The organism is [Clostridium] cellulosi (assembly GCF_036762875.1).
GTDB lineage: Bacteria > Bacillota > Clostridia > Oscillospirales > Ethanoligenentaceae > Ruminiclostridium_D > Ruminiclostridium_D cellulosi.
This window is the reverse complement of record NZ_JBAIZF010000003.1, coordinates 42468-66240: the sequence shown is the minus strand read 5'-3', so window position 1 is coordinate 66240 and position 23773 is coordinate 42468. Positions and strand designations below refer to the sequence as shown.

The 23773-nt window shown below is 43.4% G+C and carries 19 protein-coding genes; 12 read left to right on the top strand and 7 right to left on the bottom strand.

Going from position 1 to position 23773, the window contains the following annotated elements; genetic code table 11:
• Window positions 1–28: 28 nt before the first annotated feature.
• From V6C21_RS01075 to V6C21_RS01055, 5 genes are read left to right on the top strand one after another with little or no spacing between them, the layout of a single operon-like run.
• The gene (locus V6C21_RS01075) at window positions 29–2365 is read left to right on the top strand and encodes a polysaccharide pyruvyl transferase family protein (protein ID WP_479268117.1); all 2337 of its coding nucleotides are present in this window, start codon (window positions 29–31) and stop codon (window positions 2363–2365) included.
• Window positions 2355–3764, top strand: a complete 1410-nt coding sequence (locus tag V6C21_RS01070; protein ID WP_034841983.1) for an oligosaccharide flippase family protein — start codon at window positions 2355–2357, stop codon at window positions 3762–3764. The genes V6C21_RS01075 and V6C21_RS01070 overlap by 11 nt, the downstream gene beginning before the upstream one ends.
• A 40-nt stretch (window positions 3765–3804) precedes the next feature.
• Window positions 3805–4770 (top strand): glycosyltransferase, encoded by a 966-nt coding sequence (locus V6C21_RS01065; protein WP_479268116.1) that lies wholly within the window; start codon window positions 3805–3807, stop codon window positions 4768–4770.
• A 5-nt stretch (window positions 4771–4775) separates the two neighbouring features.
• Window positions 4776–6056 carry an O-antigen ligase family protein gene (locus V6C21_RS01060; protein WP_034841980.1) on the top strand — a complete coding sequence of 427 codons (1281 nt, stop codon included), beginning with the start codon at window positions 4776–4778 and terminating at the stop codon, window positions 6054–6056.
• A 31-nt stretch (window positions 6057–6087) separates the two neighbouring features.
• Window positions 6088–6801 carry a glycosyltransferase gene (locus V6C21_RS01055; RefSeq protein WP_034841977.1) on the top strand — a complete coding sequence of 238 codons (714 nt, stop codon included), beginning with the start codon at window positions 6088–6090 and terminating at the stop codon, window positions 6799–6801.
• A gap of 89 nt (window positions 6802–6890) precedes the next feature.
• Here V6C21_RS01055 and V6C21_RS01050 read toward each other — a convergent pair whose 3' ends face one another.
• Window positions 6891–8003 (bottom strand): aldo/keto reductase, encoded by a 1113-nt coding sequence (locus tag V6C21_RS01050; RefSeq protein ID WP_479268115.1) that lies wholly within the window; start codon window positions 8001–8003, stop codon window positions 6891–6893.
• A 345-nt stretch (window positions 8004–8348) separates the two neighbouring features.
• Between V6C21_RS01050 and V6C21_RS01045 the strand changes: the two genes are divergently transcribed.
• The 7 genes from V6C21_RS01045 (at window position 8349) to V6C21_RS01015 (ending at window position 16328) form a co-directional block, all read left to right on the top strand.
• Complete coding sequence (locus V6C21_RS01045; RefSeq protein WP_034841970.1) at window positions 8349–8969, top strand: flavodoxin family protein; 621 nt, start codon at window positions 8349–8351, stop codon at window positions 8967–8969.
• A 288-nt stretch (window positions 8970–9257) separates the two neighbouring features.
• Window positions 9258–9728, top strand: a complete 471-nt coding sequence (locus V6C21_RS01040; protein ID WP_045085839.1) for a MarR family transcriptional regulator — start codon at window positions 9258–9260, stop codon at window positions 9726–9728.
• A 90-nt stretch (window positions 9729–9818) separates the two neighbouring features.
• A complete protein-coding gene (locus V6C21_RS01035; protein WP_034841967.1) occupies window positions 9819–10520 on the top strand; it encodes an ABC transporter ATP-binding protein in 702 nt (233 codons plus the stop codon).
• A gap of 22 nt (window positions 10521–10542) precedes the next feature.
• The gene (locus V6C21_RS01030; protein ID WP_479268114.1) at window positions 10543–13743 is read left to right on the top strand and encodes an FtsX-like permease family protein; all 3201 of its coding nucleotides are present in this window, start codon (window positions 10543–10545) and stop codon (window positions 13741–13743) included.
• Window positions 13744–13785: 42 nt separating this feature from the next.
• The gene (locus tag V6C21_RS01025; RefSeq protein ID WP_052659912.1) at window positions 13786–15033 is read left to right on the top strand and encodes a radical SAM/SPASM domain-containing protein; all 1248 of its coding nucleotides are present in this window, start codon (window positions 13786–13788) and stop codon (window positions 15031–15033) included.
• The gene (locus V6C21_RS01020) at window positions 15030–16067 is read left to right on the top strand and encodes a 3-oxoacyl-[acyl-carrier-protein] synthase III C-terminal domain-containing protein (protein ID WP_045085838.1); all 1038 of its coding nucleotides are present in this window, start codon (window positions 15030–15032) and stop codon (window positions 16065–16067) included. The genes V6C21_RS01025 and V6C21_RS01020 overlap by 4 nt, the downstream gene beginning before the upstream one ends.
• A 21-nt stretch (window positions 16068–16088) precedes the next feature.
• Window positions 16089–16328, top strand: coding sequence for an acyl carrier protein (locus tag V6C21_RS01015; RefSeq protein WP_034841962.1), 240 nt, complete (start codon window positions 16089–16091; stop codon window positions 16326–16328).
• A 207-nt stretch (window positions 16329–16535) separates the two neighbouring features.
• On the opposite strand, the gene V6C21_RS01010 is transcribed toward V6C21_RS01015, so the two are convergent.
• The 6 genes from V6C21_RS01010 to V6C21_RS00985 all read right to left on the bottom strand — a co-directional run bounded on the left by V6C21_RS01010 (window position 16536) and on the right by V6C21_RS00985 (window position 23525).
• Window positions 16536–18761 (bottom strand): polyribonucleotide nucleotidyltransferase, encoded by a 2226-nt coding sequence (locus tag V6C21_RS01010; RefSeq protein ID WP_479268113.1) that lies wholly within the window; start codon window positions 18759–18761, stop codon window positions 16536–16538.
• Window positions 18762–18933: 172 nt separating this feature from the next.
• A complete protein-coding gene (gene rpsO, locus V6C21_RS01005) occupies window positions 18934–19197 on the bottom strand; it encodes a 30S ribosomal protein S15 (protein ID WP_034841959.1) in 264 nt (87 codons plus the stop codon).
• A 263-nt stretch (window positions 19198–19460) separates the two neighbouring features.
• A complete protein-coding gene (argS, locus tag V6C21_RS01000) occupies window positions 19461–21155 on the bottom strand; it encodes an arginine--tRNA ligase (RefSeq protein WP_034841957.1) in 1695 nt (564 codons plus the stop codon).
• Window positions 21127–21582 (bottom strand): YwiB family protein, encoded by a 456-nt coding sequence (locus V6C21_RS00995; RefSeq protein WP_045085837.1) that lies wholly within the window; start codon window positions 21580–21582, stop codon window positions 21127–21129. The genes argS and V6C21_RS00995 overlap by 29 nt, the downstream gene beginning before the upstream one ends.
• A 48-nt stretch (window positions 21583–21630) precedes the next feature.
• A complete protein-coding gene (gene murI, locus V6C21_RS00990) occupies window positions 21631–22437 on the bottom strand; it encodes a glutamate racemase (protein WP_034841948.1) in 807 nt (268 codons plus the stop codon).
• A gap of 26 nt (window positions 22438–22463) precedes the next feature.
• Complete coding sequence (locus V6C21_RS00985; RefSeq protein WP_479268112.1) at window positions 22464–23525, bottom strand: D-alanine--D-alanine ligase family protein; 1062 nt, start codon at window positions 23523–23525, stop codon at window positions 22464–22466.
• Between the last annotated feature and the right edge of the window lie 248 nt (window positions 23526–23773).

The following is a 23773-nucleotide window of genomic DNA, read 5'->3' as shown; positions in this document are numbered from 1 at the left end:
GTGTTATCAATTCTGTGAGGAATACGTAATGAAAAAAATCGGAATCATGACATGGTACCAATATGAAAATTATGGTACAGCTTTGCAGGCGGGCTCATTGTGCAAAGTAATCAGCAACCTCGGTTACGAGCCACTGATGATTCAGTATTCGCCAAAAGGCGATTCAAGTATATCAGAAGAAGCTATTAATCTTCATTATATCTGGAATAAAGCATGCAGAAAAATAAAATGGAAGTCATTATTTCCTTATCGCTCAAATGAGCGCAGCCGATTATATGCTGAATATTTGGCTGAAACGATATCTGAAACAGACCCTTGCCTTACATTTCCGGAACTTTATGAATTGAACGATAGTTTAGATGCATTTGTTTGCGGGAGCGATCAAATTTGGTCGCCCTTTTGCTTCGATGATAAATATTTTTTATCATTTGTAGCTAATCAGGAAAAAATGATATCCTATGCACCCAGTTTCGGGACGACGGATATTCAGAATAAAACAGTACGTCAGCAAATAAGTAGGCTGATTTCGCGCTTTCAACATCTTTCAGTAAGAGAAAAGCAAGGCGCAGAACTTATTGAAGAACTGTGCGGCAGACGTGCCCAGGTTGTTCTGGACCCTACACTACTTATAAGCGCACAAGAGTGGACAAGCTATATTTCTGATAGCGCCGCTATCGGGGATAAGATAAAGGGCGATTATATAATCTGTTATTTTCTTGGTGACTTTCAAAGGTATAAGCAATATGTTAAGAGCATTTCCAAGGAACTTGAAATGCCATTCTGGGTAATACCTGTTTACTTGAAGCAAAAAGAGCAGGTCGCTGCTGTACCTTTTGAAGTTGGACCTAAAGAATTTGTTTCCCTTATTCGAAATGCAAAATATGTATGCACAGACTCATTCCATGGCATGGCGTTCGCTATAAACTACAATATTCCGTTTTCGGTGTTAAAGCGATTTCAAGATGATGACCCAAGAAACCAAAATTCTCGGATTGACAGTCTTCTGCAGATACTAGGTCTTACTTCAAGACTTAAGAATTATAGAATAAAACCTGAAAAGCAAGAACTGCTTTCATGTGATTTTAGCAAAGCAAATAAGATATTGACTGCTGAGCGCGAAAAATCAATTCAGTATTTGAAATCGGCTTTAGATGAAGCAACGGGAGAACATACGGCAAAGAGGAATACTCAACAAACGACAATTACGTCTCTTTGCTGCGGATGTGGAACCTGTGCAGCAGTATGCCCCCATAAAGCGATCACAGTTAAGAGAAATGCAACCGGGTTTGCACATTATCAAATTTATCAAGAATTGTGCACAGATTGCGGAATGTGCCGGTCGGTTTGCCCATTTGTTCATGTAACGGCGCCAAATCTTAGAAACGCAAAAAATCTTTATTCGTTTAAATCAGTTCATCCTGAAGTGCTGAAGAAATCTTCTTCTGGCGGCGCAGCTTATGAGCTTTCCTTGCATTTCAGCAAAAAGGGATACTGGGTTTGCGGTGTCAGATACAATACGGAGACTGAATGCGCAGAACATATACTGATTTCTCCGGAACAGCCGGAGAAGTTGGCAGAACTGCAGGGGTCAAAGTATCTCCAAAGCGACTCCGCTGCAGCACTGAGCCAAATAATGGCGTTGCCTAAGACAAATAAAATTATATTCTTTGGAACCCCGTGCCAAGCTGCGGGTCTGGATAAATTGCTGAGAAAACATAACCGACGTGAGAATGCCATATTAGTGGACTTAATTTGTCATGGCGTTCCTTCACAGTTGTTATGGGAAAAGCATCTTAGTGCTATTGAGTCTGATTTTCACATTATGCCACATTCAAATGTAAGTTTCCGATTCAAAGAAAGGAAATGGAAGCCACTTACATTAAAGGTATGGGATTCAAAACATACTTATGAAAAGTCGGAAACACAGGATGATTTCTATGCTATATTTCGCCGTTCACTATGTAATATGGAAACTTGCTATGAATGCCCATACCGTGAAAAATCCTCGGCCGATATCCGTATAGGTGATTACTGGGGACCCCGTTTTGTCAATGACAATACTGGTGTTTCCATGGTAATTGCCAATACTGAACTTGGTGAAAGCGTGTTGGCAGACTTGAGTGCTGGAGAATGCGCATATATTGAGCCTCACCATATTGAGGAATACTGGAGCGTACAATTTCCTTACAACCTGCCTAAACCTCTTATTTATGAGGCGTTATTGCGGGATATAAAAGATAAAGATTTGGCACTCCATGAAATTCGTAAGAAATACTGTAAAGGATATGACCAATTAGAAAAAATACAAAAGTTAAAAACGAAAGTTAAGCAAGTTCTTAAGTTGGGTAGAGTAAATGAAAGATAAGTATCGCTATCTGTCAAAAAATATTTTTTTGTTTTCTCTTAGTGGGTTTGTCCCAAAGCTGCTTGCGTTCTTTTTGATACCTCTGTATACATCATATCTTACTACCGCCGAATATGGCATATCCGATTTGATTAATACCACAGTATGTTTGCTGATTCCGATTTTTACCTTAGACATTCAAGACGCAGTTATGCGTTTTGCATTGGATGAGAATTATAATAAAGAGGATGTATTTTCAATTGGTGCCCAAATCGTTATAAAAGGTACCATAATAGTTACTATAGGAGCTTTTGTTCTTTCGTTTTTACCGATAAAGGGGCTGACCAACGAATACTTATTCTTTGTCGTCATCACTTATTTTATAACAGCTGCAAATAATGTGGTTTCACTCTTTTGTCGGGGCATTGATCAAGTAAAATCAATCACTGTAGGCAGCATTTTGAATTCCGTCATTATGCTTTTATCAAATATATTCTTTTTGACGGTTTTAAAATGGGGGCTTACTGGCTACCTAATTGCAAATACATTAGGCAGCGGAGTATCGTTAGCATACATGTTCATTAGGGCACGCCTATATCGATATGTTCGTCTCTCTGTTCCAGCAGAAGTAGGCTATGCTATGCGTGCCTTTAGTATTCCGCTAATTTTCAGCGTACTTGCCTGGTGGGTAAATAATGCGTCGGACCGCTATTTTTTGTCTTGGATGAAGGGAGTATCGGTAAGCGGAGTATACGCCGTTGCTTATAAGATACCTACGATTTTGACGACATTTCAGGGAATTTTTGCGCAGGCATGGTCCATTTCCGCAGTAAAAGAATTCGACAAAAATGATTCGGATGGATTTATAGGAAATATGTATACCTTAATGAATTTTGCAATGGTTGCGCTCTGTTCATTCGTTATGGTTATAAATATTCCGCTTGCCAAGATCCTGTATTCAAATGACTTCTTCATTGCATGGGAATATGTCCCTCCACTACTCATATCAGTTGTTTGCAACGCAATGGCATTGTTTATCGGCAGCATTTTTACTGCCGTAAAGGATACAAAAACTTTGGCGATTTCAACGGTTGCTGGAGCTGCCGCTAATATTGCTTGCAATTTTGTATTGATTCCATTTTGGGGTGCATATGGTGCTGCAATTGCGACGTTGATAGGGTATGGAGTTACACTATTAATACGGCATATCATACTCTTCAAATATATTCATATGAAAATTCGTTGGAAGCGCGATTTATTATGCTATGTGCTATTATTCCTGCAGATGATTATAGCAGTCTTTGGGTGGAAGGCAATTCCCATTCAGTGTGTATTTCTGATTTTGATTATTTTACAGTATCGAAAAGAAGCAAAAAAGGTGGTAACGCTCCTATATAACAAGTTCCCTTGCAGAAGATGACCTTTTTGCTCAACACGATTTGCATCGAAGGAGATATCTTATGAACCAGCTTGTATCAATAATCGTACCGGTATATAAAGTTGAAAAATATCTTGCAAGGTGTGTTGAAAGCCTGCTTGCGCAAACTTTTAATGAAATCGAGATTGTTCTGGTAGACGACGGTTCGCCGGACCGCTGCGGTGAACTCTGTGACGAATATGCTGAACGGTATCCGGAAAAAGTGTGCGTCATTCACAAGGAAAACGGCGGACTTTCCGATGCGCGTAACGCCGGCCTTAAGGTGGCGAGAGGAAAGTATGTCCTCTTTGTTGATTCTGACGATTATATTCTGCCTGAGTCCTGTGAGAGATTTCTTGCAGTTGCCGAAAAAACTAAGGCTGATATTGTAGTAGGTAACGCCGTAGCTGTAAGGGAAGATGTGGAGCAGCCAATTAGGCGCAGTAGCGCTTTGGAGGAAAATAAAGTCTACAGTCCTGCTGATTTTTTGGTTACTGAACTCTCCAACGGAATCTTTTGGCGGCCATCCTGGATGAATCTCTATCGTACCGCCTTTCTGCGTGAGAACGAGCTATGGTTTGTCAAAAACCTTCTGCACGAAGACGAGGAATGGACACCACGTGCGGTTTTAGCAGCAAAACGCATTGCATACTGCAATATTGATTTTTACCGATATATTATTCGTGAAGGTTCAATAACGCAGACTAAAAACTTGGACCGAAATATTACTGACAGTTTACGTATCTATAAGGAAAAGTTGAGTATCTACCGCGACCTTCCTAAATCACGTCTGCGGGATCTGCTACTGGATGATATAGTTCGTGCTATGTTGCACGCTTACAGCCATTTCAATATGAATACCTCTGAAAAATGGAGGCACGCGCTTGATGGAATTCAGTTATTTAAGAATGCCTCTACTTTTAAAACAAGGACCAAGGTAATTTTGTTTAGGTTAAGCAAAAACGGATACTGCAAACTGAGCAAGCGTGTCAACGGAGGAGGTTTATAAGGTTAATGGAATCGGAAAAGGTTCAGACAGCTGCCAAGCTTCGTGTTCCCCGAAGTTCGCGATCGAACAAGAGCTCAGTAGTTCACAGTCGGAAAAAAAGGCTGCCGGAGAAGATTTTCCTAATTGCATTTGCAATTGGAGTTTTGCGTGCAATACTGGGTATATCCGCGATGAATGTGGAACCGCTCAAAATACTAACTTATACATCTATAGCTCTTTTTATAGTAAAAATTATGTTGACCAAATACCGCCCGCGCGAAATACCGGTTATGGTTGCACTTGTCGTTTTTTCAATTATAGTTTATATACGTTCGCACGATAATGCTATAATGCTTTTTGTTCTGACTTTGATCGCAGCGAAGAAGGTTCCGCCGTCGAAAATTCTCCGAGTCACACTGTGCACGATTGTCCCAACGTCCCTTGTGATAATTGTTTGTTCGCTTACCGGCCTTATTGGCTACAAAGATTTCAAGATAATGCGCTCGTACGTTTGGATCCACCGATACGGGCTCGGATTTGAGCATCCGAATATGCTTCATGCAGTTTTTATGATAGCGGCAGGATTGTTTATTTACTTTGTATTCCGCAAAAATCTGTTTCCATCGCTGATTTGTATCGGTGTCCTGAATATTGGACTGTATATTCTCACACGCTCCCGCACGGGTTTGCTAACAGTATTCTGCATGATCGCCATCGCAACGTTGTATGCCTTGCCGCGTTTTAGGAAATGGACAATGCGGCTCAGTGTTCCTCTTTTTGTATTTATAGTGGTATTTCAACTGTTCTTGACCATATTCTATCAAAAGAGCTCGCCTCTGATGGAGTATATCAATGGTTTGCTCATGGGAAGGGCAATGCAGGCTCAATACTATCTGCTCCATTATCATGTATCAATGTTTGGAACCTATATCCCAGATTTGACACGCACCACTTTTCACTATTATCTGGACTTTGGATATAGCCGGCTGCTTATCAACTTTGGCTGGTTAACTCTTCTTTTATATGTGTTTGCTAACGTACATACGCTGTTGATATATAAATCACGGCGTAAGCCGGAATATATGCTGCTGATTATGACTTTCGCGATAGCAGGTTTTACTGAAAATTATATCTATTATTGTTATATAAATATAACACTTATGTTTTTCTCTGTGCTGCTCTTCGGGGGCTCTCTATACCGCAGCCGCCTGATAGATGTCTTGGTTTTAGCTTTACAGAAGATTCCGGGTTATAAGCAAACACGACATATTTTACACAAGTGTTTGAGACCTTGGCTTGAATATTGATTATTTACAAAATTTATAAGGAGGTACTTTTTTGATACCGAAGACGGTACATTATATATGGTTTGGTGGTGCACCGAAACCGCCGCTTGTTAATATGTGTATACTCTCCTGGAAAGAGAAGCTTCCTAATTATGAGTTGATCGAGTGGAATGAGAGCAATCTTGATCTCGACCGTTTTGCCCGGGAAAACCGCTTTTTTGCGGAATGTCGAAAACGACATATCTGGGCCTATATGTCCGATTATATTCGTTTGAGGATTTTATATGAACACGGTGGCATTTACCTGGATACAGATATGCAGATACTAAAAAGCCTCGACACTTTCCTTGGGAATATTGCTTTCGCCGGACAGGAGAATTCTGAGGGCCATGTTAGCTGCGGGATTCTTGGCTGTGAACCGCATCATCCGGTAATAAAACGAATGCTTGATTTTTATGATAAGGATATTTGGTCGGACCGCGATTGTACTATCCCAGCGATCTTCAGTAAGGTACTTAAAGAGGATAACCTTGCCGGATCAGTGAAAATTTATCCACCGGAATATTTTTATCCATATCCATATCAATCCGAGTTTAAGCCGGAATGCATTACTGATAACACTTACTCCATCCACTGGTGGTCAGCTTCATGGGTAGGAAAGCTGGGTCCATATATATTTTTAACGACCAAACATCTTTCACAGCCAGCCAAGACTTTTGTTGCAGTAAAACGTATCATTGGTTTTTACCGTCGTAAATTGCTATAATGAGTTGATATACAGAATCAATAGATGCGAACTGCAAAAGAGCCAGCGTTTATTAAACGCTGGCTCTTCTTATATCTTCACTCAAAATATCAGTCAAATACCTTTGACGCTTTCTTTAGAATATCAGTGATCTCGAGATGCTGTGGACAGATACTCTCGCATTGGCCGCACGAAATGCAGTCTCCTGCCCGGTGTCCGTCTCCGGCAGCTTCTTTGTAGGCAGAGTGATATTGCTCATGGTCTCCATAAGTAAGATATGAGTTATATGTCTTTATGATATCGGGTATTTTAATTTGATTTGGGCAGCCGTCAACACAGTAGCGACATCCGGTGCAGCCGACAGTAGGAGTATTGAGAATATCATCAATTACTTCTTTAAGGCAGGCTTTTTCCGCGTCAGAGAAAGGAACAAGGTTTTTTATAGTGTTGATATTGTCGTTCATCTGTTCTTCGGTTGACATGCCGCTCAACACAACCATTACTCCGTCGAGTGTTGCGCAGAAGCGCATAGCCCACGAAGCAATTGATTTATCCGGGGTTACAGCCTTCATTTTTTTCTCGATTTCTGGGCGCAATGAGGCGAGATTTCCGCCTTTTACTGGCTCCATTATGATTATGGGCTTATTATGACGTCTTGCGACTTCATAGCATTTCCCTGAATGAACAGTATTACTGTCCCAGTCAATGTAGTTAATCTGAAGCTGTACGAAATCGACTTCCGGGTGTTCTGTCAGAAGCTGGTCGAGCAATTCAGGCGTGTCGTGGAATGAAAAACCGAAGTTGCGTATGAGCCCTTTTTTTTTCATCTTCAGTCCCCATTCCCAGCAGTCGTACTTGTTATACTTGTCCAAATTGCTCTTTTCAATGCTGTGAAGCAGATAAAAATCGAAATAATCAAGCCCGGTGCGTTTACGCTGTTCGTCAAATACCTTTTGCAGGTCTTCTTTTGAGTTCAGCACCCATCCAGGCATCTTGTCGGCGACAAAAAAACTGTCCCTCGGATACCGCTCGACAAGTGACTTTCTGAGAGCGACTTCTGAGCCCTGATAAACATAAGCGGTGTCAAAGTAGGTAAATCCGTTTTTCATATAGGCGTCAACCATAGTGTTTACCCTATTGATATCAATTTCACCATTTTTTTGGGGAAGACGCATTAACCCAAATCCCAGCTTTGGAATCTTTAGTAAATCTTCTCTGTTCATAAATTTCCTCCTTTTTGTTTCGTTAATAAGTCATATATTTTCGCAGGTGAAAAGAGTTGCCGGAAGGCAGAAAGTATATCCAAGCTACAATTAACATTTTCGAGCAGGTAACGGCATGGGTTAAACCTCGAAATGGGCCATTGTGCCGGCAGACATCATTTCAATAGCCTTTCAAATATATGCAGTAGCCGTTTTTTAAATTATAAACTGGCATATTCTTTGGCCGTTTTGGCATGTCCAGGGCTTGCTTTTATGTATCAAGTTAGCTATATTTCTTATAGGCGTTTCAATAAATTTTAAACCATAATTGATTATAATGCAATATAAAAAGGGGAAGTGAGCAATATGAAGGTTTTGGCTATTAACGGGAGCCCTAACGAAAAAGGTTGTACTTATACCGGCCTTTGTGAAATAAAAAAGGAACTCGAAAAGGAAGGCATTGATTGCGAGATTATGCAAATCGGCAAAAAACCGATTCGCGGGTGCACAGCGTGCGGTGGCTGCCGGAGGATGGGCAAATGTGTGTTTTCAGATGATATCGTAAATGAAATTATTGAAAAGTTGAAAGCCGCAGATGCTTTAATTGTCGGTACACCTGTATATTACGCCGGAATATCGGGTCAAGTCAAGTCGGTTATGGATAGGGTTTTCTATGCCGGAAAGGGATTCGAAAACAAGCTCGCCGCCGCGGTCGTCAGCTGCCGCAGGGGCGGTGCAAGCGCGGCTTTTGACCAGATGAACCATTATTTTACGATAAGCAGCATGCATGTCGTGTCATCACAATATTGGAACCAGATCCACGGCAATACGCCCGATGAGGTAAAACAGGACCTTGAGGGGATGCAGACTTTGAGAACATTGGCAAAAAACATGGCGTGGCTGCTCAAATGTATTGAAGCCGGGAAAAAAGCCGGTATACCAAAACCAAAATATGAAGAGCATGTATGGACAAACTTTATTCGGTAAGGCTGCGGTGCGTTTACACCGCAGCCTTTGCCCTCTTATAGGAAAAGTATATAGGGGGACAGAAATGCTTATACTGCCGTAGGCGTTTTTTCGCAGTTCTCCGACATTGCCAAAGTCAGAAGGGAATAAATTGTGGGCAAGTATGGGTGCAGCAGCACCGCTGAAAAGGTGAATCGGGATATCTCCATCATTTACGAGTACAATTTGTCTGAATTGAAAATTTCCTTGACAGTAATCAAAAAATGACATATAATATATTTAGCAAGTAAACAGGAGGAAACATTTTACATGAGCGATAGTGTTACCATTGATGACTTATGTGAGCTATTCCGGCAGGTCATCAATCAATACATCGAACTTGACAAGAAACCATACTCTTACGGAATCGGCCAAAAATTATATCTCAGTGAAGTACATACGATTGATGCGATTGGAAAACACGACAAAATCAATATTACCAAATTAGCTATGTATCAGAATGTGACCAAAGGCGCTGTTTCTCAAATGGTACGTAAGCTGGTCAAAAAAAATTTGGTTATAAAAAGTGTCTCACCTGAGACGGAAAATGAAGTTGTTTTAAGCCTGACCGAAGACGGCAAAAAAGTATATCGTGGTCATGAAAGATTTCATAAATACCTTAATAAAAAAATTGAGCATTTGTTGGCACAGCAGCCGCCGGGAACATGTGAACTCTTGGCATCATTGGGAATGGAATTGAAAAAAGTATGGAAAACATTAGAGATGGAAAAAAGCGAATGAGAGTAATTCGCTTTTTTGTATTCATATATTTAGATACTATACAGTTTAGCAAATAATCAATTTAGCAAATTAACTGAGGAGAGACTGCGGATGCCTTATATTGTATTTAATAATGTCACGAGAGAATACCGCGCCGGGAAAGAAAAGATTAAGGCTTTAGCAAATGCAAATTTTTCTGTGGAGAAAGATTCTTTTACGATAATTTTAGGCCCTAGCGGGTCTGGCAAAAGCACGACATTAAATTTACTCGGAGGGATGGACAGAGCGACATCTGGCCAAATCTTTGTGGGGGATAAAGAGATCACCGCACTTTCCGATAAGCAGTTGACGGATTACCGCCGGACTGATGTGGGCTTTGTGTTTCAATTTTATAACCTCATACCAAATTTAAACGCTTATGAAAATGTCGATGTATCTGCCCGTTTGGGGAAAAACCCGCTTGACCCCAAAAAAATGCTCTCAGCGGTAGGGTTGGAAAAGCGCATGAAGAACTTTCCGTCTGAAATGTCAGGAGGTGAAATGCAGCGCACATCAATTGCGAGGGCATTATGTAAAAATCCTGATCTAATTCTATGCGATGAACCTACGGGAGCTTTGGATTCCGCAACGGGAAGGACTATTTTGCAGCTTTTACAGAATATCGCTCATAATGAAGGGAAAACAGTAGTTGTCGTTACACATAACTCTGCCATAGCGCCTGCAGCAGATAGGGTAATCCGGCTAAAAGACGGCCATGTAGTACAGGTTACAGATAATAAAAATCCCGTCAGCATGGAAGAGGTGACATGGTGAGATGAGACGGCTGTTCCAAAAAATGCTGCGCGATTTTTGGGATTTTAAAGCTCAATTCTGCTCTGTATTCGTAATGTCACTGCTGGCGGTGCTGATTTATACAGGCATTGAAGGGGTTTGGCTGGGCATGCAAAACCAGGGTAATGCCTGGTTTGAAAAAAGCCGGTTGGCAGATGTCTGGATTAGTGGGGATGAAATTACCGATTCAGATATTGACAGAATTAAAGAAATCGACAATGTTTCAAGCGTTCAGGCTGCCGCAATTGAGGACGCTACAGTTAAGTTAAAGGATTCAAAAGATGCTGAAATCAGACTAATTTACAATAAGACTAATCAAATATCGATACCGGATACTGTCAGCGGAAGCAAATACAATACAAATGAGAGCGGCTGCTGGATTGATAAGGAATTTGCAACGGCAAACCATATCTCTGTCGGCGACACACTTAAAATCTCAAATAACAGCAAGGAAAAGACCGTATCCGTTAAGGGCATTATTCTAAGCCCTGATTATATCTTTTACACAGGCCCAAATAGCAGTTTGTTTGCGCCAAATCATGCGCAGAACGGGTATGCGTATGTTTCAGGCGACATATTTAAATCATTAAGCGATAACGAGGACGACATTTTATATAACCAAGTAAAAATAAAAACCTCAAAAAAAGCGGATAATTTAAAATTAAGAGATGACGTCGAAGATAAGTTAGGCTCAAAATATATTGGCTTTTTTGATAGGTCAAATTGGTCAGGGGTTTATAACTATACAAACAAGATTTCGCAAATGAAAAAAATGTCAATAATGTTCTCTATATTATTTTTCTTCTTAACCCTATTGACCATGCAGACAACTATGAAGCGCGTCGTAGAAACGGAGCGGACGCAGATAGGTACATTTAAAGCCTTGGGTTTCAGAAACGGACAGCTATATTTCATGTATGCTTGTTATGGCCTTGTGATAAGTTTATTGGGTTCCGCCGTAGGATTGATACTTGCCCCGCACGTAATCTCGCCAACATTGCTGAACCTGCAGAAAAAGTTTTATACAATGCCTCACTGGGAAGTAAAGAATTCCTGGGCTTCATTTGGTGCGGCACTCTTAATCGTAATCTGCTGCGTGGTTTCGTCAGCTTTTGCGAGCAGAAAGGGCATTAAGGGTATGCCTGCCGAGGCAATGAGAGAAGCTGCTCCGAAGAGCGGAAAAGAAATAGCCCTTGAACGTATACCGCTAATTTGGAACCTTATATCGTTTGAATGGAAATGGACTTTAAGGGATATCTCAAGAAACAAGATTCGGACGGCAACCGGAATAGTGGCGATTTTGGGAAGCATGGTTTTGTTGATTGCGAGCTTTGGCTTAAATGACTCTTTAGTCAAGGCTAATCACTATGTATACGGAACACAATATGATTATGCTTCCAAAATAACGTTATCCTCCAACGCTGGGCAAAAAGACCGGGAAACCCTTTATTCAAAGTTAAATTCCGACGGACAGTGGGTTGAAGAATGCGCAATAGAAATCCAAACATCAAAGGATAAGCAGAAAAATGCAGTGCTTTCTGTCTTAGGGCCGGGCATATATGTGCATCTCAAGAATCAGGCAAATGATGATGTGGCTCTTCCTGATGATAAGCTGCTGGTTTCCCGCAGGCTGGCACAGGACATGAATATTAAAAAAGGGGACTACATAAAGTTTCGGGTTTTAGGATATCCTACTCCATTTACTGCCAATGTGGCGGATATTGTCACAACTCCAACGCCCCAAGGTATTTACATGTCTGACGAGGCATGGGAAAACCTATGCGCAAAATCTTTAAGCGCGAGTGTCAGCAAGCTAAATGCTGCGTCAAAGAATACGTCAAACAGCGCAGAAAAACTTGAAAGCGCGTCGCAGAACCTGGTGTCCGGTTCAAAGAACCTTTCCGAGCAACTTGCAACCGTGAGCGACAGTGTTAAAAAGTTAAATCAGGGTTTATCAGTTGGCACTGACAGCATTAAAACATTGTCAAATCACCTGTCATCCCTTGATGACAGTGTTGCTTCCCTGTCGGACGGATTAGTGAAATTACAGTCAGGTTATTCAGAAATAGGGAATAACATTGGCAAGGTTAATTCATCACTCCGCGACCTTTCGAGCCAATTAAATATGTCATTCAGCAATGACCAATATGATAAATTGCAAATGAGCGTTAAGAATATGGAGACGCTCCAGCAAGCTATCGGCAATTATAATGTCACAACTAAAAACGGGGAACAGCATAAATTATCGGAGACTCCGGAGTATAAGCAGTGGAATCTGCTGTCAAAAAACCTCGGAAATTCATCGTTGACGATGGGGCTTACTATTATGCAGCTAAAAAGCGGAGTTTCAACTTTGTCAAACAACCTTTCGAAGATTAACAGCGCAGAGAAAAAAGCCAACGAAAGCTTGGCTCAGCTCGTCAGCGCTGTAAAGAAAATGAAAGGCGGCACTGCACAGCTCAAAGCGGGATGTCAAGAGCTTGCCCAAAAGTATTCGGAAGCGTCATCGTCCCAAAACAAACTGGCTAATGCCATGCAAAAAATTTCTGACGGCTCAAAAGAGCTTTATGACGGTCAATCTGAATTTAACAGCGCCCTTAAAAATACAACGAAACAAATCAGCGCATTAAGCAGCTTAGGGACAATTCAAAACCCGAGCGGTATTGATAAGAGTTCCTTCTTTAAACCGACGGCACTGCTTACAGGAAAGTCAAATTTAGACGATATAAAAAATGAGGCATATGTTAAAGATATAATTACGCTGGACCAGCAATTAAATGACGCTGATGAGATTCTTAACAGCGTGAAAATGATTATTATGCTGTTGTTAAGTGCTGCAATTCTGCTCACTGTGGTTATACTATATAACCTTGGCATTTTAAATTATACAGAAAGGAGAAGGGAATATGCAGCTATGAAGGTGTTAGGGTTTCATCAGAAAGAGATACGTGCTGTTATCTTCAAAGACACTATTTTCAATATAGTCATCGGATGGTTGTTGGGTATACCTGCAGGTTTATTGTTTTTGAAAGCATATGTGGGAGCTGTAACAACCGATACATTCGAATATACCCCTATTATATCTTCAACAAAACTATTGCTGTCGACTTGCATTGCGGTGGGAACCTCAATAATCGTAGGTGTTCTCGTGAGCAGAAAAGTGAAGAAACTGGATATGGTAGAGTCGTTAAAGTCGGGTGAATAATCAGATGGAACCGGCTGATTAATAGACGAGGTGGGGTTGATTATGAGCGCGTACAAGAAATTTTTTGAATTAACTGACGAAATTGAGGAAGCTATGTTACATAATGTATTGCCTGAATCCGGCAGGCGCATAGTGGATTTCCTAAGAACAAAAAATGAGAATTATAGTTATGACCCTGAGAGCAAACGATATTTTATCAACAGTTTTTATCCTTCTTTTCCAGGCCATGCGTGGAGCAGGGCGGTTCGGGATTTTTATCATATCGCGGTACACAAGAAGCGTATACCTATCCAAGCGGACATTGTGGTAACCGGCAAATGCCAGTGCCGCTGTTGGCATTGTTTCAGGGCAAAGAATAAAGACGTACAAATGCTGGACCTCGAAACCATTAAACACTGTTTTAGTTCACTCTATGATTTGGGCACGGCCACTGTTGGGATAACAGGGGGCGAGCCTATGCTTCACCCTGATATATTAGAAATCATCAAAGCAATTCCCGACGGCATTGAAGGGCAATTATACACAACTGGCCACAATATCGATAAAAAGTTTGTGTCAGAAATTAAGCATACCAATTTGACCAGATGTATTATCAGTTTGGACCACTACCAAGGCGATAAAGCAGATGAACTGCGGCATTACCCCGGTGCGTTTAAAGAGGCATTAACAGCTATTGAGGCGTTAACTGATGCAAATATCTATACTGCAATCACAGTCTGTATCACCAATAGTTTGTTAAAAGAGGGCGAGATACAAAAGTATTTTGATTTTGTTGAAACGTTGGGAATCAACGAAATACGCATTGTTATGCCCATTCCGCAGGGGAATTTAGAAGGCAAGGATTTTAGCCATCTATACTGCGACGCAATCAAATTCGTCAAAGATTTCAAAAAAGAACATTTCTCATCCGCAGGCGTGCCGGCGATATTGAACTTTTGCGAATTTGAGAGTCCGGATTATATGGGCTGCAGTGCGGGCGCTCATTATCTGGCAATCAACAATGACGGCGCGGTTACTCCTTGCGTTGCGGTACCGCTTTCGTTTGGAAATATCTTCAAAGAGGACCTTAAAGATATATTTGAGCGGATGGAGAAATTCTTCCCGATCTCAGGCAGGATCTGTTACGGGAAAAGATCAGGAAGGGTTATTTCACGGAATAACATTAATACAACCAAAAGGCCGCTTCCCGAAGATATTTCTTTAAATGTTGCTGAGCAATGCAGCATATCATCAGACACTGCGGCATTCTTTAAATGTTTTGATGTGGAAGAAAGGGGACAAGCAGTATGAAAGGCAAAATAATAGGTGCCGGATCATACGCACCTCCAGCGGTTTCAGATGATGTGTATTTCGAACTATTTCATAAAGAAGCCAGAATCGTTTCAAAATTGCTGCCGCACCACAGCAGGTATTGTGCGCTTGATTTTAATACAGGCAAAGCATTTACCACTAATACCGAAATGGCATATCAGGCATCCATAAATGCTATTAATAACGCAGGATTAAAGCCGGATGATATTGATTTAATCGTGTATTCAACTGCTACCCCCGATTATCCCATTCCGCCATGTTTTGCCCTGCTGCAGGACAGGTTAGGGATTTCAAAGTGCATGGGATTTGATATTCGTTCAGGCTGCGCCGGTTTTGGTACAGCTATGTATCTTGCGTTATCCCTCATCGAAAGCTCTGCAGTACATAATGCGTTAGTTGTCGGAGCAGATTTGATTTCAAACAGATTTTCAGAATTTATCCAGCAAAAAAGTTCCATAGGTTTAAGGGCATTGTTTAATTTAATGTTCTTCGGCGATGGTGCCGGGGCTGTTGTCTTGCAGGGCACGGATGAGTCTGACTCATCTGGCTTTTATTATAAGGACATGGAATCGACTATGGCAGACGTCCCCTATGGTTCTATTATCGAAATAGGCGGGTCCAGATATCCTTATCCCACAGATGAAGTTAAACGTGAGCGCTGGCCGTTGTATCAGGCCAGTAAGGTGAGTGGGGAATATTTGCCAAAGGTACTTATTTATGCAATGCATAAATTCAACGACAAAGTCGGGACAAGCGCAAGTGATATAGACCACTATCTAATGCCCGTTATTTCTAAGAAGATGATAAAGATAGTATGCGGCGAATTTCCAGATCTTAATTTGGATAAAGTCATAACCGTTAGCAACGAAGGAGGGGCGCTGTTAAATGCGGCAATACCAATTGCATTAACAGATGCGATAGAAAAGGGGTGTTTTAAAAAGGGTGATAATATCTTAATGTATGCTGCGGAAAACACAAAATGGCAGCATGCTCTGTTGGCGTTCAAATGGTAATAATTTATGGAGGTCGAAATTATGGACACATTTTCGAAAGTTCGGCAGATGATTAGTGAAATAAGTGGTACAGCAGAAAAGGATATTAAATTGTCATCAAGCTTCACTGACGACTTACATATGGATAGTTTAGAGTTAGTTGAGCTTGCAGTGTCAATAGAGGATGGATTCTCTATAAAAGTTCCATATGAAAAAATGGATATGTTTACAACTGTGGGCGATGCTGTGTCTTATATCGAAACCGCTTGTGCCCGCAATTGAACAAGTGTCTTGACATAAATACAGCCCGAGAGGATTCTACGATGTAAGACCATTCCGCTGAAACGAAACCGCTTTTTTAGATTGTGGGACTATAGTGCAGACAAGAAAAAGCCTGATGCCGATATTCAACCGGCATCAGGCTTTAATTTTTTGTTGTTCAGCGGCGGCTTTTTATTCAATATACGTTCTGCCGCCTGCGCTTATGGTTTAAAAATTCTTTCCATCGCGACGCTTTTCAAAGGAGTGGCCGCCTTCACGTGAATGGAAGGGGCGAGAACCGCCGTCTTTATGGAAATCGCGGCGTGGAGGGCGGGACTCTTCCGGTTCAGGGGTCATACCCTCAAGCTCAATAAGAGCATCGCGGCGTGAAAAGTTTAACCTTCCTTGATTATCAATTTCAATGAGTTTCACTGTGATTTCGTCGCCAACCTTGACGGCATCCTCGACCTTGTCGACATGTTTTACGTCGAGTTTAGAGATGTGGACAAGACCCTCTTTGCCCGGCGCAATTTCAACAAATGCGCCGAATGGCATAATGCGTGTTACCTTGCCAGTATAGAATGTTCCGATTTCAGGATCCTTTGTTATAGCGTTGATTATCTTGAGGGCTTTCTCTCCGTTCTCAGTGTTGATGGCGGCGATAAATACACGTCCGTCTTCTTCTATGTCAATCTTGCAGTCACAGTCTGAACAAATCTTTTGGATTACCTTGCCTCCGGAACCGATAACATCACGAATTTTGTCGACGTCTATCTGAGTAGTTATCATCTTTGGAGCGTACTTAGACAGCTCGGGGCGCGGTTTATCAATTGCCTTGAGCAACACTTCGTCAAGGATATAATACCTTGCGTCTCTCGTCTTTATGAGCGCTTCTTTAATGATTTCGGGGGTCAATCCATCAATCTTCAAATCCATCTGGATAGCTGTAATGCCTTTGTGAGTACCGGCAACCTTGAAGTCCATGTCTCCAAAGAAGTCTTCGATACCTTGAATATCAATCATTGTCAAGAAGCGGTCGCCTTCAGTGACGAGGCCGCAGGAAATACCCGCAACAGGTGCTTTTATCGGCACACCGGCATCCATAAGCGCCAGTGTTGAACCACAAACTGAACCCTGTGAAGTAGAGCCGTTGGAGGACAAAACCTCTGAAACAAGGCGGATAGCGTACGGGAACTCTTCTTCCGACGGGATTACCGGCTCAAGGGCGCGCTCGGCAAGAGCGCCGTGACCGATTTCACGTCTGCCCGGGCCGCGTGCCGGTTTGGTTTCGCCGACAGTCCAGGCAGGCATGTTGTAATGGTGCATATAACGCTTTGTATCCTCAAAATCAATGCCGTCAAGAAGCTGCTGGTCACCTATCGGGCCCAGTGTCGCAACTGTAAGAACCTGGGTCTGGCCTCTTGTGAACAGTCCAGAGCCGTGGCAGCGCGGAAGCAGCCCAACCTCAGCCGCCAGAGGACGAATTTCGTTCATTCCGCGTCCGTCGACACGGCGATGTTCGTCAAGCAGCCATCTGCGGACTATCATCTTTTGGAGCTTATAAAGGCATTCGTCAATTGCCTGTTCGCTGTCGGGATATTTTTCGCTGAACTCTTCGATAACCTTCTCTTTTACGACCTTAAGTCTTTCCTCGCGGACTTTCTTGTCGTTCGTATCGAGGGCATATTTTACGTCTTCCTCGGCGAAATTCTTGATATCTTCAAACATTTCGGGGTCGACTTCAAAGGACTGGTATTCAAACTTTGGCTTTCCTACCTGTGCTTGTATATCTTTGATGAAAGCGACAATTTTCTTTATTTCCTCATGGGCCCTCATAATACCGTTGAACATAATATCTTCCGGTATTTCATTTGCGCCCGCTTCAATCATAACAACCTTTTGTTCGGTGCCGGCGACGGTTACATACATTTCGCTCTTCTCACGCTGTGCTGCGTCCGGGTTGATGACAAATTCGTTGTCAACATAGCCTACAGCAACGCCGCCTATCGGCCCGTTCCACGGGATATCGGAAATAGAGATGGCCACTGAAGTACCTATCATGCCCGCAATTTCCGGCTGGCAGTCTGGTTCAACAGAGAGCACAAGAATGGATACGGTTACATCGTTGCGCATATCCTTTGGGAACAGCGGACGGATTGGACGGTCTATAAGACGGCTTGTGAGAATAGCCTTTTCAGACGGTTTCCCTTCGCGCTTTAAAAAGCTGCCCGGGATTTTTCCGACTGCATAGAGCCTCTCTTCGTAATCGACGGCGAGAGGGAAGAAATCAACGCCCTCACGCGGCTTGTCCGACGCGCAGACGTTGACCAATACCACGGTATCGCCGTATCTGACAAGACATGAACCGTTTGAGAGTTGTGCGACCTTTCCTGTTTCGATTATAAGTTTTTTGCCCGCGAAATCTGTTTCAAATGTGCGGTAATTTTCAAACATTATTTGACCCCCTGAAACTTTTATAAAACACGAGGGTCAAACAGGATTCAGCAATCAAGCCGGCGTTCTAAGGTTTTTAAAACGCTCGCTTTATTGCTAAAACCGCCCAACCCTCTGTTCATCAAAGGATACAGGAGCGGAAACTTGATGTTTCCGCTCCGGCAGTCCATCATTACTTGCGCAGATCGAGTTTACTAACGATTGCGCGGTAACGGTTAATATCTTTCTTGGCAAGATAGTTCAAAAGATTACGTCTGTGACCAACCATTTTGAGCAGTCCACGGCGGGAATGGTGGTCATTTTTGTGCTCCTTGAGATGCTCAGTCAGCCTGTTGATGCGGGATGTCAAAATGGCAATCTGTACTTCAGGCGAACCTGTGTCATTCTCATGGATACGGTTTTCTGCGATAATTTGCTGCTTTTCTTCTTTTAGCATTTCAAACACCTCATTGAATTATTCGCCCTGCTCTGGGCAATAGCCGGTGGAGCAAATTGCTAAGTGCAGGGTAACACAAATTACATTATATTCTACCATGTATATTTACAAAAGTCAATTACCGCCAGATAAAGTCAGTGCAAAATATAGTGCAGAAATAATATAAACATATCAAGCGGTGTGCAAAGTGGTTGGGAGATGTGAATGCAGCGCCGTTAGGAACTGGCGGCTCTTAGCGCCGCGTAATCTCTGCAGCGGCAGGATCACATTGTTTCGGGCGCCGTTATCTTGAGCATAGAGAGGACGTTGCGGATAACGTCGCGGACGCAGATGCAGAGATTGAGTCTTGCCTGCATAAGGTGCTCGTCCTCGCCCTTGACGCGCTTTGAATTATAGAACTTGTGGAACAGTGTCGCAAGTTCCATGACATAACGGGTAATTCTCGCTGGGTCATATTCTTTGGCTGCTGCCTCGATTTCCTGGGGCAGGGCGCCGAGATGGCGGATAAGCTCATGCTCTTCCGGAGAGGTCAGCAGGTTGAGTTCCTCGTCTGTTACTTCGCGCGGCTCAATGCCCTCGGCCTTGAGGTTCTTGATAATGCTGCATATGCGGGCATGGGCGTATTGGACATAATAAACCGGGTTCTGGGAGGATTGCTCTACCGCAAGCCCTAAGTCGAATTCGAGATGGCTGTTGGCTTCCCTCAAGTTGAAGAAGAAACGCGCTGCGTCTACCGGTACCTCGTCGAGCAGGTCGTCAAGGGAGATGGCCTTGCCGGTACGCTTTGACATCCTCACGACTTCACCGTCGCGGGTTAAGCGCACGAGCTGCATTAAAACTATATCAAGTTTGCTTCCGTCCAGACCGATAGCGTCCATGGCGCCTTTGAGACGCGCCACATGGCCGTGGTGGTCAGCGCCCCAAACATTTATAACCTTATCGAACCCGCGCTTCTCAAACTTATTGCGGTGATATGCAATGTCGGCCGCAAAATAGGTGGGGATACCGTTCGCGCGGACAAGAACCTCGTCCTTTTCGCCGCCGAATTTGGTCGCGGTGTACCAGAGCGCGCCGTCCTTTTCATAGGTATAGCCGTTTTTCTTCAGGATTTCTATTGTTTCGGCGACCTCGCCGTCGTTGTGCAGTGTGCTTTCACGGAACCATACGTCGTACTCGATGCGGTATTTCAAAAGGTCGTCGTGCAGTTTCTGAATGTTCTTTTCGAGGCTGTAGTCGACAAGGGCCTTTTTGCGCTCCTCCGACGGCGCCTCGACATACTTGTCCCCGTTTATTGCAGCGAATTCTTTGGCGCGCTCTTTGATATCGTCGCCGTGGTAGCCGTCCTCAGGGAACTCGACGGCGTCCTCGCCTTTGTAAAGCTGAAGATAGCGGGCTTCAAGGGATTTCGCAAACTTTTCTATCTGGTTACCTGCGTCATTGATATAAAATTCGCGCGTGACGTCATATCCGGCTTTTTCGAGAACAGCAGCGAGGCAGTCGCCAAGCGCACCGCCACGGGCGTTGCCCATGTGCATAGGGCCGGTGGGGTTTGCCGAAACAAACTCAACCATGACCTTTTTACCTTTGCCCATGTCGGAACTGCCGTAGTCTTCTTTTTCCTCAGCAATGGCTTTGAGCACGTCGGTGTACCAGCTCTGGGACAAGAAGAAATTGATAAAGCCGGGCCCCGCCGTCTGAACGTCTGACAAGCATGTGCCGGAAAGGTCAATTTTTGATACAAGCAGCTCAGCGATTTTTCGGGGAGCCATATGGAATGATTTTGCGGATATCATAGCTATGTTTGAAGCAAAATCGCCATGGTTGCGATCCGCCGGAATCTCAACGGAAAACGCAGGAATTGGCACTGCGGGCAGCAGGTTTTCGGCAACACATCTGCCGGCTGCCTCCACAAGCACCATGTGTATTTGGTCAATTGCTTTGTTCATTGGATTTATCATCTTGTTTTTTTGCCTCCCTGACTGATATGAAGATTTCATTCCGGCTGATCGTGCTTGAATTAACATCAAGCGTATATTTGAACGAAAGTTCTCCGCCTTTGTCGTTCAGCTTCGATTTGACTTGACATCCGGAAATGCCGACCATAATGTCCCCGTAACCTGTGCCGTAATGGCAGAGCTGGCGCTCGCCTTTGGCTATGACAAGCCTTGACCTGGCTGCTCCTGTCCGTATAAGGGTAACGGTGCCGGAATCGTCGACTTTGAGCGTCGTTGTCACGCCTTCAAGGCCGGTTGCTTCCGATTCATTATAGCTTATATATCTTTTGCCGTTTTTAACGATATACTGCCCCGTTGTTACCATCTCAATTATATCAGGCGGCGCATTTTCGGGGAATATTGCCCCTTTGATATTTATTACTGCATCCATATATTTTAAAGTCCTCCATAGGATATGGTGATTTCAAAGCAGACGGTGTTAGTATTTCTCAATATCTACAGTATCAACCATACCGTTTACAGGGTGTTCGAGAAAAATTCCCGCGAGCCTTTCAAAATCGCTTGTCTGGTCGCTGACATAGTAATGAACGCTGCCTTTTCCAGACGTATTTAAAAGATCTTGCTCCGAAAGTAAGGAAACCGCTGTTTTTGCCGTTTCAAACCCCGAGTCAACAAGGATCACGCCGGGGAGTATGTCCTCGATAACGCCCCGCAGCAGCGGATAATGGGTACAGCCCAGAATTAGCGTGTCTATCCTGCCCTTGAATTCATCAATATAGTCATGGGCGGCAAGCTGTGCTAACTTGCAGTCGCGCCCAAAGTACCCGTTTTCGACAAGCGGTACAAACAGCGGGCATGCCCGGGCGATAACCTCAGCGTCGGGATTGAGCTTTGATATGGCCTTTTGAAAAGAACCGCTTGAGATAGTGGCGCTTGTAGCTATAACGCCAATTTTTCCGGTTTTCGATACCTCAACTGCTGTTTTCGCCGTCGGTTCCACGACGCCGATGACAGGCAGGTCGGTAATGCGCCTTACCTCGTCGATAGCGATTGAACTTACAGTCCCGCAGGCGATAATAATAGCTTTGACATTAAAGCTCAACAAAAAACGCATGTCGGAAACTGCATACTTTTTAATTGTATTTATTCCGCGCGTGCCGTATGGAACCCGTCCGGTGTCTCCGAAATATATAATATTTTCATTTGGTATAAGGCGTTCGAGTTCCTTTACGGCAGTGAGCCCGCCGAGTCCGGAATCAAAAACGCCTATAGGTCTCGTATCCAAAAGACAATCCTCCAAAACTCCGGGCATTATTTTTCCAGAGCGTATATAAGTATCCTGTCAAGAAGCTCAGAATATGGGATACCGCAGGCTTCAAACAGTTTCGGATACATGCTGATGGAAGTAAATCCCGGGATAGTGTTAGGCTCGTTTAACATCACTGTTCCGTCTTCTCTTACAAAGAAGTCCATTCGGGTAAGGCCGCGGCAGCCCAGCAGCTTATATGCCCGTTTTGCCGTCTCTCTGACCTCATTTGCCTTTTCCTCAGGCAAATTAGCCGGAATTTGAAGCTTGGTTCTTCCGGCAAGGTATTTTGCGTCGTAGTCATAGAACTCATTGCAGGGGATAATTTCGCCGCAGCATGACACAATGGGGTCATCGTTTCCGAGCACAGCACATTCAATCTCTTGCCCTTTGATTGTTTCCTCAAAAACGATTTTGCGGTCATGCTTGCCTGCTGTTTCAACGGCAGCGGTGAGTTCCGCCCTATTATGAGCCTTGGTAATGCCGACAGAGGAGCCTGCGTTAGCTGGTTTTACAAATATCGGATAACCGAGGCGTTTCTCAACACGGTCGAGCACGCTTTCGGGATTGCTTCTATAGTCCGTTATGTCGGTGTAGTCCCATTTTGCCTGATTGATTTTGGCTGCATCAAGGATACACTTTTCAAACATCTTATCCATGCAGACGGCGGAAGAAGCACAACCGCATCCGACAAAAGGTATTTGCGCGAGGGTCAGCAGCCCTTGCATTGTGCCGTCTTCACCATTTGCCCCGTGAAGTACGGGGAATACGACGTCAATTTTGATGATTTCGGTTGAAGTGCCGTTCTGCACCACAATGCCGTGGACAGAAGCGTCAGGCGATATAAATGCGGGCTTGTTGTTGGGGTCTTTCTCCCATTCGCCGGAAGGGAGCGCCGCAGTATCGCCGCTGTAGAGCAGCCAGCGCCCCGCTTTGGTTATGCCCAGCATAACTATGTCGTACTTATCTTTCGGTATATTTTCAATCACTGATTTTGCAGACTGCAGAGAAACCTCATGTTCAGAAGAAACCCCGCCGAATAAGACGGCTGCCGTTATTTTTTTCATTATAAAAGCATCTCCGAAAATAAAGTCAGCCGATTAGTTTTCGGCTGTTAAAAGTATGATAAATATCAAATAAAATCAATATGCTATGATTATCGTATGCACGATTGATTTAATAATAACACAATGCGCCCATTCCCGCAACGATTTTTACTGTAAATTATAGAATTGTACTGCCTTTTTATAGTCACACAGAGGCGGGAAACGGCTTTGGCGCAAGAAAACGGGCTATAACGGGAAAATACGTGACA